The sequence below is a fragment of the Rhizobium bangladeshense genome, assembly GCF_001662075.1.
In the GTDB taxonomy this organism is placed as follows: Bacteria; Pseudomonadota; Alphaproteobacteria; order Rhizobiales; family Rhizobiaceae; genus Rhizobium; species Rhizobium bangladeshense_B.
The window spans coordinates 451,698-465,167 of sequence record NZ_LYPL01000002.1; the positions used below are offsets into that span (position 1 = coordinate 451,698).

Here is a 13,470-nt window from a genome sequence, read left to right on the forward strand (position 1 = left end):
CGTCGGTCAGCGATAGGCGATCTGCGCCTTCTTGCGCAGTTCATCCAGATATTTCTTGCTGTTCTCGTTTTCCGGCGGACCATTCTTGGCGGCCTTGGACTTGTCGAGATCCTCTTGGCGGAAGACCATTTCAGCGGCCTGGTCGTCGGAAACCTGGCGTTGGCTGCAGATCGCCAGATATTCGACACCCTTGTCGGTGACCCGGGTGCCGGTCGTGTTGCCCTTGGCCTGCTCGACCAGAGGCTTCCAATCCGGCGGGATTTCGGGAGCGAGCATGCGGCCGAGGTCGCGCACGGCGACATCGCGCATCGTTGCAGCAAAGACCTTTGCCTGGTCGCAGCCGGGGAATTTCGAGCGCGACGCCTCGGCTTCGCCCTTGCGCTTGCCGGTGATGGCGGCGCGCTTGGCCTGCGGGATGACGAAGATGATCTGCTGCAGCATATATTCCGTCGTCACCGGCTTCTGCTTGTTGTTCTGCATCATGCGCGAGACGAGATCGTAATTCGACAGCCGCGAGGTCGAGCCGTAGCGCGCATTGACGACACGAGGCCAGCTCATCTGCACGGCGATGAAGCCCTTGAAATGGTCGACGCCGACGCCGGCGCGGTCGAGGATCTGCGACATCTGCTCGACGGAAAGCTTGTTGCCGGCCGAAAAGCGCGCGAAAGACGCATCGACGTCCTGCTGCGAAACCGACATACGGACGCGGGCGACCTCCTGCCGCTTGAGCGTTTCGTCGATCAACTGCTCCTTGGCGGTCTTGGCATCGGCCTTCGTATGCTGCAGGCGCAGGAAGGCCTGTCGCTTGGCGACATCGCCGCTGGTGATGGCGGTGCCGTTCACCACGGCCTGCACTTCGCTTGCCGCCAGCGCCGGGCTCGCAAGGCCCGTCAGCAAGGCAAGTGCTGCGCTGGCGAGAAAGGCGGTTATGGCTTTTTTCGCGTCAATCATCTGTTGACCTCCCAATAGCGCCGCGAGACGGTGTTCGCGGCGTTCTTACCACAGTGCGAGACACGCGGAAATCGCTTCCTTCACGGCGCGAATCCCCTATGCCTCAGATATCGGCTGGCGGCAATGTCCTGCACAGGCTTACGGCGAAAGAATGACTTGAGGCCATGTTTGAGCCGTCCGCCGTTAGTTGGAGAGGGTATCTGAACCGATCTTGATGTCGCCGAGCGTGCGGAACGTCAACCGCGCGCCGATCGTCCAGTCGCTTGCCGACTCGTCTTCGGAATCCCTGCTGTCCGTATAGGCGATCGTGAAGATCGTGCATTCGTCCTCATAGGAAAGGCCGAGCGTCCGGCGGCTGATTACATCATTGTTCAGATCCCAGGCGATGCCGCCGAAGATCGACCAGTAGTCCTTGAACTTGACTCTGCTGCTGGTCTGGATCTCGTCGTTGTCCTCGGCGAAGCCATAGGCCGGCTGGGCGCTGAGATGGGTGTAGGTCACCTGCGTCTGGAAGGTATCGTTCTGGTAGGCCGTCGTCAGGTCTCCGCGCCGGAACTCGAAATCCTTCTCGTCGAGACGGTAGGAGGCGGCGACGGACACACCGTATGGCGTTTCGACGCCGCCGAGACCGACATAATCGGACCGATCGGTTTCGAGGCCCGAATCCGCGCCGACATTGACGAGGTCGTCGGTCGCGAACGAGTTCTGGCCGGCGATCTGGTAAGACTGGCCGAAAATGCCGTGCAGCTTGTAACCGCTGTCGAAGGTCCCGGTATACTGGACGCCGACATTGGCGCGGGTGCCGCCTTCGATACGGTCGTAGCCTGAGAACTTGTCGCGGTCGAAAAGCGACGTGGCATCAAAGACGAAGCTTTGCGCATCCTCGTTCGGCAGCCGGCCTGCGAGTTGCTCGTCGGGACGGGCATAGATCTGCGCGATCGGCTCGAGGATATGGGTGCTGTTTTCCGTCGTCATCAGAATTGGATAACGCATCTCCAGCCCGGCGGTGAGCATCGAACGGGTGGCGGAATTGTCGTCAAGGTAATTGCCGGCGTAACCGGTCGGATCGTTCATGTTCAGCGCGAAAGCGTCGCCGCGGGCGGCCAGAAGCGGCGTGATCACCAGGCCGGTCGGCGTGACGTAGGTGCGTTTCCACTGAAGTTCGGCGGTCAGGCGCGACGTCTGGCCCTTTAGGCCGCGGAAGCGGTCGAAACCGTCGACAGTATAAAAGTCGTCATGTGTGCGCGAAATATTCGTCAGGTTGACGTCCGCGGACAGTTCGCCGCCTGCAAGCGGCTGAGGCGCTACATAATGATAATCGAGCGAGGGATAGACGATCGCCTGCTGTTTCTCGGCGGTGTTCGTGCGGTCGGCATCTTGGACGTCGAAATAAAACGCCCGCATGTCGAAATAATTCCGTTTGCCGAGCCCGGTCAGGTAGATCTGGTTCGTGCGATCCGTGCCGCTCAGGCCGCGGAGCTTGTAGGTCTTCGAGAAATTGTTGTCGCTCTGCATCATGACGTCCCAGCCGAACGTCCAGCGCGGATTGATGCGGAACTCCGCCTTTGACGCCACCATGCCGCGCTGATCGGCTTCGGCATCGCTGGTACCGGAGCTGAAATTGCCCGGGCTCGCTTGGTCGATGCCGGCGACGCGCAGGATATGCGTGCCGTTTTCGAAGCGCTGACGGAACTCGCCTTCGACGAGGAAGCCCTGGGCCGTGTAGCCGGTTGCGGTGACCGTCGCATCCATGCTCGGCGAGATCACGTAATAATAAGGAATGGAAAGACCGAAGCCGAGATTCTGCGACAGGCTCATCGTCGGGAACAGGAAGCCGGACTTGCGCTTCACCGTATTGTCGGGAACCTCGATGAACGGCACGAAAGCAATCGGGTAACCGAGCAGCTCGAAGCGGGCCCGCTCCAGACGGATCGTATGGGTCTCGCCGTTCTGGATCACGCGCTTGGCCTTGACCTGCCAGAAGGGCGCACGCTTCGGATCTTCGGCGCAGGGAAGGCAGGCGGTGTAGACGCCTTTGTTGAGAATCATCTTCGTGCCGCCGACACGCTCGCCGCTTTCGGCGACGATACGCGTGTTGTCGGAGGTCTCGATGCGCAGCGAGTTCAGGAACCCGTCGGCAAAATTGTCGGTCACGTCCAGGTTGTCGGCATAGATGCGGTTGCCGTCCGGGCTGACGAGTTCGACATTGCCGATCGCCATCATCCGGCCGGTCTTCTGATTGTACTCGACCTTCTGCGCGACCATTTTGTAGCCGCCATAGTTGATCTGGACGCCGCCGACCGCCGAGACGAGCTCGGCGTCACGGTTATAGACGAGTTCATTGGCCGAAAGCAGAAGCTTGGCCCCTTCGGGAATCTCATTCTCGATATTTTGCTCAGGCGTGCTGGCCTGGCCGTAGGAGGCCGGGGCGCTGCCGAAATAGGAACATAGAGCCGCACCGACAAGCAGGGCAACCAGTTGTTTACTAAAATACTTGCGGTCGCCTACCGCCACTAGCCGTCCTCCTGATGAAGCAAAATAGTCGCGCCCAAGGCCAGCGCGACGACCACTGGTATCCAGGTCGCCACGAAGGGAGGCACGACTCCACTGCTTCCGAATGCTTTTACAAGCACGGTGATGACATAAAGCATGAAGCCTGACAGGATTCCACCCAGAATCACGGGGCGGGATTGGTTGAACCGGCTAAATTTTAGGGACACTGTTGCAGCAATGAGAGTCATGGCCACCAGCAGCAATGGCTGGGACAACAGAGAGTTGAATTGCGTCTCCAATGCCTTGGTCGAGATGCCGAAGGATTTGGCTGCCGCGATGCGGTTGGAAAGGTCAAAGAAACCAATTGTTTCCGGCGCTGTCAGCCGCTCCTGGACGAAATCCTGTTTCAGATTGGTGCGAAGTTGGACCGAAGCTTTGCGCAGCGGGATTTCCCCAGGCTTACGCTCAACGACGCCGTTAAGCTGCCAGTAACCATCTTCCAACTTTGCCGTGGCGGCATCCTGTCTCAGAATGACTCGGCCGCTTGAATCGAAATGGATCAACACGGCGTCAACCAGCTTGGTGCCGTTCTCCTGGACCGTCTGGGCGCCGATGATCACATCGTCGCGGCCGCTGATCTGGCGCAGCCACGGAATCTGCGGCGCCTTGCGCAGAACCGCGTTTTCGCCGCGCCAGTCGGATTCGACGAGCAGTGCCTGGCGCTGCCCCCAGGCGGCAAGCGGATTGAGCGCCGTCATCGTCAGCACGCCGAGCGCCAGCGAGCCGGCGATGAAGGGAAACATGAACTGCCAGACCGAGATGCCGGCCGCGCGGGTGACGACGAGCTCATATTTGCGATTGAGCCCGATCAGCACAGTCATGCCGACGAAGAGCGCGATGAAAGGAATTGTCTGCTGCAGGATGAGCGGCAGGCGGACGGCGGTCATCACGATGCCGCCACCGATGGTGTAGCCCGGCAGACCGGACATGCGGCCCGCAGTCTCGCTGAAATCGAGGAGGAAGGCGATCGCCGACACGCCGATCAGGAACCAGCCCGTCGTCGCCAGATAGCGGCGAAAGAAATAGCGCGACAATGTCCCGAACATCATTGGGCAGCGCCCCCGCCGGACCTGCTGGTCGCGGCAAGTAGTCTTTCCTGCATCCGTCTCCAGGAGGCCGATATCCGCTCCCAGATGAACGAAGGCATGACCAGCCGCTTGTGCATGCTGAGGAAGATGATCGAGACGATGCTGCTGACGATCGGGATGGCGTAGAGAACGGCGATATATTCCGGATCGGTGTCTATCTGGTTCGCCGCGTAGAACGCAGCCCATCGGAACGCGAAGGCATAGGCGAGCGCGCTCACCATCGGATGCAGCCGTGCTTCGCGATGCGACCGCGCATCGCCGGCGATCGCCAGCGAAAACAAGGCAAAGACGACAGGCAGGATCCAGTCCGTCAGCCGCCGATGCAGTTCGGCGCGATAGCTCTGCGGCCGGATCGTAAAGTCCTTGTCGTTCGGATCCGGATTGAACAGGAACCACAGGTCGCGGTCGCTGGCTTTCAGCGTCGCCTGACCGCGGCTCTCCGTCATGTCAGAGAGGTCGAAGGAATAAGAATCGAAATTGATGACCGAGACGTTGCCGTCAGGCGTTTTGCGGTGCACCTCGCCGTCATGCATGATCAGCGTCGTGCCGGTGTCGTCGACCGCGCCTTCCTTGGCGTAATAGATCAGCTCGTAGGCCGGGTCCCGCTCGTCGGCGACGAACAGGCCTTTTAGCATTCGGCCCGCCAGACGTTTCGAGATCTGCACATAGAGACCCTCGTCGATCTTGCGGAAGGTTTTTTCCTCGATAACCGAGGAGAGCAGATCGGCATAGGTTTCGGCGATCATCTGGCGCGCCACGGTCTTTGCCCGCGGCTCGACGATATTGTCGACGAAGAAGGAAAAGACGCTGATGACGGCGGCAAGCAGCAGGATCGGGCGGATCAGAATGCTGCGCCGTGCCCCGGCCGCATCGATGACGGTCAGCTCGGAATCGTTGTTCATCGTCGTCAGCGTCTGGGTGATGGCGATGACAAGCGCGAAGGGCAGCACGACAGGAATGATCGACGGCAGGATCATCGTCGCCAGCTTGGCGAACGACCCGATCGACTGGCCGCTGTCGGTGACGAGGTTGATGCGCTGCAGCACCTGAGTCGTCCAAATGATCGCCAGCACGGGCAGGAGCGCCACGAGAAACATCTGGCCGACGCGCCGCAATATGTATGTCTCGAGTAGTTTCATGCCGGCCCTTGAAAGCACCTGCAGGCCCCAAACGGCTTGCAGGAGAATCCCTCTACGCTCTTTGTCGCGCTTTTGCGACAAGCAGGTGTCAAAAATTCATTCAAATTTCAGAATTTTTTTGGCTCTGTTGCGACTCAGTTAACGCCAGCAGCGCTGCGAAGACGACAAGCGAGGACAGCCATCCGAGCGTCACGTCGGAGAGGTAATGCGCGCCGAAGGATAGCCGCATGGCCGGCGTCAGGATCGAGATCGCAACGACGGGCGGTACCAGTACGTAGCGCAGCGATTTCGGAACGAAGAGCAGCAGGCAGAGCAGCCAGCCGGCGCTCGCCGCCTCGCCGGAGACGAAGGAGCAGTTGGATACGCATTTGCCGGCAAGCGAACCGGCCTCGACGAAATGCAGGGCGCCGCCGAAAATATCCGTCTGCACCGGCCGCGGCCGGCCCCAATGTTCCTTCAGGATGACATTGACGAGCAGCACCGGCCCGATCAGCAGGGTTCCCAGGGCGACTTTGAGCTTGCGCGCCCGCTCGGCGTTGAAGGTTGCGCCGTGCTGCTGGTAACATTCGATGAGTTTCCACACCATCACGATCGCCACGACATAGGGGAGGCGGAAGAAGATGGTGCGCAGCAGGTCGAAGTCCCCCGAGTCGCGATAGGGAAAGCCGCCGCAGATGCTTCCGGCAGCGGCCGTCGCCTCACAATCGGTGCTCACGAAAAAAAGCTGGGAAAAATAGATGTCGATCCCGGGGAAGGCGCGAAAGACGGCAAGCAGCCCCCACCACGTCCAGAACAGCAGCATGAATGCACCGAAAGCCGTCTTCGGCAGGCGGATCGCCAGGCCCCGCCATCGATTTTTCGAAAAAACTGTCAACGCGAATATCTACGAAACTGACGAAAACATGTGGGCCTGGACGGCCGCGGGCGACCATATCAAGTGTCGCAAGCCATTGACAGACCCGACAAACGCGAAATTATCCGCCAGGGACGGATTTCAGAGAATCCCAGCGGAGAAGACATGTCAGCAAAGTTTGAAATTTCATTCTCGAAGTCGGCGAAGCTCCATGGCGGGCTGGCGATCCTGTTGAAGACTGCGGAGGCCGACGGCGCCGCAGGTGCTGAAACGGCGGATCCGGCAGGGGTGATCGCCAAGGCTGCGAAGATCGCGCGATTCTCCGGAAAATCCATGGCCGCGCTCGATATCGTCGCCCCGGAAGGCGCACTGGTCGAGCGCATCGTCGTTCTCGGTCTTGGCAAGGCGGCCGAACTTACCGCCCATGACTGGCTGAAGGCCGGCGGTGCTGCGGCATCGAAAATCAAGAATACCGACAAGGCTGCCATCTTCCTCGACGTGCCCGGCCTGACGACGGACACGCGTGCGGTCGCTGATTTTGCGCTCGGCATGCTGCTGCGGGGCTACAGCTTCGACGCCTATAAGACAAAGAAGAATGACGACGAGGAGAAGCCGGCGAAATCCGTCAAGGTGACGATCGTCACCGCCGATGCGACGGGCGCCAAGAAGGCATTTTCCGATTCCGAAGCGATCGCAGGCGGCGTCAATCTTGCCCGTGACCTTGTCAACGAGCCGCCGAATGCACTTGGCCCCGTCGAATTCGCCGCCAGGGCAAAGGAGCTGGAAAAGCTCGGGGTCGACGTGGAAATCCTGACGGAGAAGGAAATGCGCCGTCTGGGCATGGGCGCCTTACTCGGCGTTGCCCAGGGTTCCGTGCGCCCGCCGCGCCTGGCGGTCATGCAGTGGAAGGGCGGCAAGGGCAAGGATCGTCCGATCGCCTTCATCGGCAAGGGCGTCGTCTTCGATACCGGCGGCATTTCGATCAAGCCGGCCGCCGGCATGGAAGACATGAAGGGCGATATGGGCGGCGCCGCCGCCGTAACCGGCCTGATGCATGTGCTCGCCTCCCGCAAGGCGACAGTCAATGCCGTCGGCATCATCGGCCTGGTCGAGAACATGCCTGATGGCAACGCCCAGCGTCCCGGTGACATCGTCACCTCCATGTCCGGCCAGACGATCGAGGTGATCAATACCGATGCCGAGGGCCGCCTCGTGCTCTGCGACGCGCTCTGGTATTGCAATGATCGCTTCAAGCCGCAGTTCATGGTCAATCTCGCCACCCTGACCGGCGCGATCGTCGTGGCACTCGGCAATGTGCATGCCGGTCTGTTCTCCAATGACGATGAGCTTTCCGGCCAGCTGACGGCGGCCGGCCTTTCGACCAACGAGAAACTCTGGCGCATGCCGCTCGGCAAGGATTACGACAAGCTGATCGACAGCAAATTCGCCGACATGAAGAACACCGGCGGCCGGCAGGCCGGCTCGATCACGGCAGCACATTTCCTCAAGCGTTTCGTGCAGGACACGCCCTGGGCGCATCTCGATATCGCCGGCACGGCGATGGGCTCGCCACAGGATGAGATCAACCAATCCTGGGGATCGGGCTTCGGCGTGCGCCTGCTCGACGAGCTCGTCCGCGCCCACTATGAATCCTAATGACCGACATTCTCTTCTATCATCTGACCGAAACAAGGCTGGAAGACGCGCTTCCGCCGCTCATCGACAAGAGCGTTGAGCGCGGCTGGCGCGTCGCCGTCCAGACGCGTGAGCCGGCGCGGCGCGATGCGCTCGATGCGCACCTTTGGACGTTCCGCGAAGAGAGCTTCCTGCCGCACGGCACCGACGAGGCCGATTTCGCCGAAAGCCAGCCGGTGCTTTTGACGGTCACGCCAGATAACCCCAATGCGGCGACGGTGCGTTTCATTGTCGACGGCGCCGAGCCGCCGCCGGCAGCCTCTTACGAGCGCATCGTCTTCATGTTCGACGGTCACGATCAGGAGCAACTGGAAGCGGCGCGCGCGCAATGGAAGAGGCTGAAAGGCGAGGGGCATAACCTCACCTATTGGCAGCAGACGCCGGAAGGACGATGGGAGAAGAAGGCCTGAGCAGGCCTCAGGATGGTCCTTGCCGTCGGGCTGACAGACAAGGACCGCCAAGTGGCTCAATCGTGGAAGGCTTCGACGAATTTCCGCTTGCCGAGCATGAAGGCGTCGGCGACGTGGCGCAGCGGCGCCAGATCGACATCCGATTTGCCGGCCTTGATGATTTCGGCAAAGCGACGGTAGAGCGAGGGATATTCCTGCTCCGGTTCGGCGAAGGTCAGCGTCCCGTTGATCGAAAGCTTGGCGCCGCCTTCGGCAAGCACCATCTGGCCGGCTGCCGTTTCGGCGACAATGTCCCAGCTCTGCTTGCCGGTCTGGCGCCAGTCGAATTCGGCGCGAACCGGCAGGCCGTCGGCATTGCGGAAATGAATGTCGGCGGCGATCGGCGCATCGCGGTTTTCGGGAAATTCGAGCACCGCCTCAGTGATGAAGATCGGCCGCGGCAGGATGTGGGTGACGATCGACAGAGCATTGATGCCGGGATCGAAAACGCCGAGACCGCCGGCCTGCCAGATCCATTCCTGGTTCGGATGCCAGTGGCGGACATCCTCTTTCCAGATCACATGCACGCTCTTGATCGTCGTCGAGGCAAGAAACGCCTTGGCAGCCTCGACCGCCGGCGCATAACGCGAATGCCAGCTGGCAAAGAGCGACGCGCTCTGCTTTGCGGCAAGCGCCTCGAGATCGGCCACTTCGCTCAGCGTCGCGCCGGGCGGCTTTTCCAGGAAGACGTGCTTGCCGGCGACGAGCGCCTTATAGGCTGCCTCATAGCGGTATTGCGGCGGCATGCAGAGCGAAACAGCGTCGATCGAGGGCTCGGCGTCGAGCATGGCGTCGATCGTGGTGTAACTTTTGATGCCGTCGACCGTGCCGTGACGGCTTGCCGTGGCGACAAGCTCGAAATCCGGGTTGTTGGCGATGGAGGGAAGGTGCTGGTCGCGGACGATCTTGCCGACGCCGACGATGGCGAGATTGATAGGGGACATGGTGCTTCGCTCGGGCTTGTATGAAAAGTATGATTTATTGAGCTTCTTTTAGCAGAAAGAAGAGCGTCGACAAGCTCTGCTCCTCCATTATCCTATCGCATGATGGTCTGGCGAAGGAAGCTGTAACCCATCGCCGCGCGGGCGGCGCGCTCTTGCGAATCGCCGTCGCCGCCATGTCCGCCGAGGCCGAATTCATGGAAGAGCGGCTTGTGTCCTTCCTCCTCCAGCCGCGCGGCAAAGCGGCGTGCATGCGAGGGGTGCACACGGTCGTCATTGGTGGAGCTTTCGATATAGATCGGCGGATAGGCGATCTCGCTCGCCGGCCTGACATTGTGAAGCGGCGAATAACCGAGCATGAAGTCCCGATCCACCTGGACCTCCGGATCGCCATATTCGTCCATCCAGGCCTGCCCTGCGCTGAACAGGTGGAAGCGGGTCATATCGAGCACCGGCACCTGGCACCAGATCGCGCCGAAATCGTGCGGATAGCGCGTCAGCATTACGCCGGTCAGCAGGCCGCCATTGCTGCCGCCCTGGCAGGCGATCCGCGACGGCACGGTGTAGCCGCGGGCGACGAGATCGCGGGCGATGGCGACGAAATCGGAAAAGGCCCGGTCTCGCCCCTGCCGTTTGGCGCTGCGATACCAGTCAGGCCCGAATTCGCCGCCGCCGCGGATATAAGCCTGTACATAGGCGCCGCCTTGCTCAAGCCAGCGACCTGTCACGCCGGAATAATTCGGCGACAGCGCAACGTCGAAGCCGCCATAACCGTAGATCAGCACCGGCAGCGCGCCCTTGGTCCACTGTCTCGGCAGGACCAGCCGATAGGCAACCCTCGTTCCGTCTTCGGAAACCGCCTCCAGCAGCTCGGACGACATGCCGGTCGCATCGAAATAGCTCGGCGCCACGGCGTTGAACACCGGCGCGGGCTCTCTGCTGCGATCGGAGAGTTCGAGGCGATAGCAGGTGGGTGGCTGCAGGAAACCCTGGCCGACGATGTAGAGCGTGTCGTCGCCGAGATGCAGATCCGCATAGAGCGGCCTGAAATGAGCCGTCTGCATATCCGCCGGCAGTGCGATTTCCCGCTGTTCGGCATCGGGCTTCGTCAGGTCGAGCACCAGGAGCCGCGGGCGCAGCCGGTCGGAGACGATGAACACGCACCACTCGCGCATCAGCATCATCTGCGAGATCGACTGGCCTTCACCGGGTTGAAACAAGATCCGCTCCGGCCCGAGCGGAACTGTCTCAGAGTTCGGATCGAAGCGCTGCAGCACCAGGCTGCCTGTCGGAACGCGCTCATCGGTCTTTGCCCGCCAGAGGCAGTGATCGTGGTTGAACTGAAAGTCCGCCTCTTTGGGCAGGTCGATGCGCCGCTGCCTGCCGTCATCGGATATCAGGTAGGCGCTGGCGACACCGATCTCGTGCGCGGCGACGAAGATGTCGATCAAGCCGACATCCGCCGAGCCGCCCGACAGGGCAGAGTCGATAACGAGATTGAAGCCATAGACGTCTTCGTCGGCGGCTTCGAAGAGGATGGCGGCATCTTCCGGGCGCTGCCCGCGCTTTAATCGCCGACCGACGCGCGGCCATCCCGAACGGGTCGCCGAAAATCGGTCGATCGAACCGAAATAGCAGATCTCGTCGCGGCTTAGCCAATTGGCATGCGATCGCGCCGCCGGCGTATCGAAGCCGCCCGTCACGATCTGTTTCCTCTCGGCGTCGAATTCGAACAGGCGGACAAGGTCTGAGCCGCCGTCCGAAAGCGTGAGCAGCACGCGCGTCGGTTCCCAGGGGCAGGTGACGACGCCGCGCCAGGTCCAGCGCTTGCCTTCGCCGAGGCAGAAGGCGTCGAGATCGAAGACCTCCTCCCAATCGGCCTCCGGCAACGGCTGCTGATCGGCCGGCAGGCGCAGCCAGACGCCGAGCGGATTGTCCTTGGACTGGCGGAAATCGAACAGCCACGCGCCGCGGCGCATCGGCACGATCAGCCGGTCCTGTCGCTCGATCAGCGTCTTGATGGCGTCGCGATCCCTGGCGAATTCCGGGGTTCGCAATGCCGCGTCCGAAAGCGCATTGCGTTCGGTGACGAACTGGCGGGTGCGCGGATCCTCGTCCGTTTCGAGATGAAGGTTCATGTCTGATCGGCCGGCTCCTATTGGCGTCACACAGGTCTAGCGCAAAATACCGATATACGTCAGCGGTTTTCGGACGACATCATGCTCCGACTGTTCACGTGGCTTAGGCGTTGCCACGGGTGCGGAGGGATTGGTTTATGTTTCAAATGCAGAAAGAGCACAGGCTCAACATTCAGACCAGATGACTTCCGAGGCCTATATTGTCCTCAGAGAGCCGCTCGCACCAGGCTCTCATTGCCCGAGTTCTGCACTATGAGCTCTTTTCAGCGCGTCGCATCCCCAAGCTCTTTCACAGCAGTCGATGCCCATTCCTGTACCTGTTGGTCGGACATCGCTAATTTGGGGTTGCCGTCTTGAGCGAGCAGTTTCAGCTGGCGCCCTCCAATCGTGTGATCGCTGCCCCAACGTCGGTGTAGGCTTCTGTTCCTGGGTTGCATCCCTGCTTCTCGATGTATCCAAGAAACCGTGGACGCATCGGTTTTGGTTCAGCTCCGCAGTATCTTTCCGCGAGAAAATGAATGACCAGCGCGTATTCAAGCCCCATGAATCGCAACTCGACCGATTCGTTCGGCCTGATACTGTTTCTGCAAAAATTTGTAGATTCAGCATTGGCGGCAACGAGCGGTACCAAAGCTAACACCGCGCCACAAAGATAGCGAAACAAAACACTTTTTCTCCTTGAATTCTTCGACCATAAAACGAGGCATTCTGGTACAATCAATGGCCGGCTAAGGTCATTCCTTACCGGGTCATCACGAAATCAGCCGAAGCGACGAGATTGGCCGGCGCCTGGAGCTTTTTGAACTTCAGGGTCACGACCTTATAGCCTTCTCCCTCCAGGGTCGACAGCAGGGTCGGCAGCATCGTCGCCGTGCGCTTGTGGATGTCATGCATGAGAATGATGCCATGGCCGCGCTTGTGCAACTGGTCCATCGTCCGCTGCGTTACGGAGGCCGGCGTCGTGGTGAAATAGTCCTTGCTGTCGATGTCGACATCCATGATCACCATGTCGCGCATGGCGATCGCGGCCCGCAGCCTGTGGCTCTCGGAAAGATAGGGGAAGCGGAAGAAGGAGACATCGCTTCCCGTCGCCTTGGTCACCGCCAATTGGCCTTTTATCACCTCCGCCATCGCCGCGTCGAAACTCAGCGAGCTGAGGTCGGCATGGTCATAGGTATGGCTGCCGATCGTGTTGCCGTCCATCGCCACCTTGCGGGCAAGCGCCGGGTGCATCTCGGCCATGGCGCCGACCATCATGAAGGCGCCCTTGACGCCGAACTGGTCGAGGATCGCCAGCACCTCGTCGGTCCGGCCTGGGATCGGGCCGTCGTCGAAGCTCAGGATCACTTCCTTGTCCAGCAGCTTGAGATCGGCGAGCGAGGAGACCTCCAGCGTCCGTCCAGCCAGATGGTGCCAGCCGGTCATGCGCGGCGCCGCTTCGTCGTCGGTATAGGCGAGTTTGCGCTCCTCGGGGGCAATCACCGAGGAGGTCTTGATCGATGTGTCGGGGGCTTGTCTGGTCGTGCTGCAGGCGGAGAGGGCGGCCGTAAGCGCGATGCAGGCCAGGACGAAAAAGCGATGCATGGAAAGGGCTCAACAAATCGGTAATGAATGTTGAGACAACCTTTCGAATTATGGTTAACGATCGGTTGAGATCGCCGGG

General features: G+C 60.8%; 11 protein-coding genes. 2 read left to right on the top strand and 9 right to left on the bottom strand.

Going from position 1 to position 13,470, the window contains the following annotated elements; genetic code table 11:
* Positions 1-6: 6 nt before the first annotated feature.
* From A7X77_RS06190 to A7X77_RS06210, 5 genes are all read right to left on the bottom strand, one after another.
* Positions 7-951 (bottom strand): peptidylprolyl isomerase, encoded by a 945-nt coding sequence (locus tag A7X77_RS06190; RefSeq protein WP_064682107.1) that lies wholly within the window; start codon positions 949-951, stop codon positions 7-9.
* A gap of 183 nt (positions 952-1,134) precedes the next feature.
* Entirely contained in the window at positions 1,135-3,465 is a 2,331-nt protein-coding gene (locus tag A7X77_RS06195; protein WP_064682108.1) for an LPS-assembly protein LptD, read from the bottom strand.
* Positions 3,465-4,553: an LPS export ABC transporter permease LptG gene (gene lptG / locus A7X77_RS06200; RefSeq protein ID WP_064682109.1), complete on the bottom strand. Its 1,089-nt coding sequence runs from the start codon at positions 4,551-4,553 to the stop codon at positions 3,465-3,467. Before lptG ends, A7X77_RS06195 begins: the two co-directional genes overlap by 1 nt.
* A complete protein-coding gene (gene lptF / locus A7X77_RS06205) occupies positions 4,550-5,731 on the bottom strand; it encodes an LPS export ABC transporter permease LptF (RefSeq protein ID WP_064682110.1) in 1,182 nt (393 codons plus the stop codon). The genes lptG and lptF overlap by 4 nt, the downstream gene beginning before the upstream one ends.
* 100 nt (positions 5,732-5,831) lie before the next feature.
* Positions 5,832-6,605: a phosphatase PAP2 family protein gene (locus A7X77_RS06210; RefSeq protein ID WP_064682111.1), complete on the bottom strand. Its 774-nt coding sequence runs from the start codon at positions 6,603-6,605 to the stop codon at positions 5,832-5,834.
* Between the two features lie 144 nt (positions 6,606-6,749).
* Between A7X77_RS06210 and A7X77_RS06215 the strand changes: the two genes are divergently transcribed.
* Complete coding sequence (locus tag A7X77_RS06215) at positions 6,750-8,240, top strand: leucyl aminopeptidase (protein WP_064682112.1); 1,491 nt, start codon at positions 6,750-6,752, stop codon at positions 8,238-8,240.
* Entirely contained in the window at positions 8,240-8,689 is a 450-nt protein-coding gene (locus A7X77_RS06220; RefSeq protein ID WP_064682113.1) for a DNA polymerase III subunit chi, read from the top strand. Before A7X77_RS06215 ends, A7X77_RS06220 begins: the two co-directional genes overlap by 1 nt.
* Positions 8,690-8,745: 56 nt before the next feature.
* Here the strand turns inward: A7X77_RS06220 and A7X77_RS06225 are convergent, their stop codons facing one another.
* From A7X77_RS06225 to A7X77_RS06235, 4 genes are all read right to left on the bottom strand, one after another.
* A complete protein-coding gene (locus A7X77_RS06225) occupies positions 8,746-9,672 on the bottom strand; it encodes a Gfo/Idh/MocA family protein (protein WP_064682114.1) in 927 nt (308 codons plus the stop codon).
* Between the two features lie 92 nt (positions 9,673-9,764).
* Entirely contained in the window at positions 9,765-11,828 is a 2,064-nt protein-coding gene (locus A7X77_RS06230; RefSeq protein ID WP_348626284.1) for a prolyl oligopeptidase family serine peptidase, read from the bottom strand.
* A 346-nt stretch (positions 11,829-12,174) separates the two neighbouring features.
* Complete coding sequence (locus tag A7X77_RS31980) at positions 12,175-12,471, bottom strand: hypothetical protein (RefSeq protein ID WP_245293712.1); 297 nt, start codon at positions 12,469-12,471, stop codon at positions 12,175-12,177.
* Between the two features lie 77 nt (positions 12,472-12,548).
* Positions 12,549-13,391, bottom strand: coding sequence for a polysaccharide deacetylase family protein (locus A7X77_RS06235; protein WP_064682116.1), 843 nt, complete (start codon positions 13,389-13,391; stop codon positions 12,549-12,551).
* Positions 13,392-13,470 lie beyond the last annotated feature (79 nt).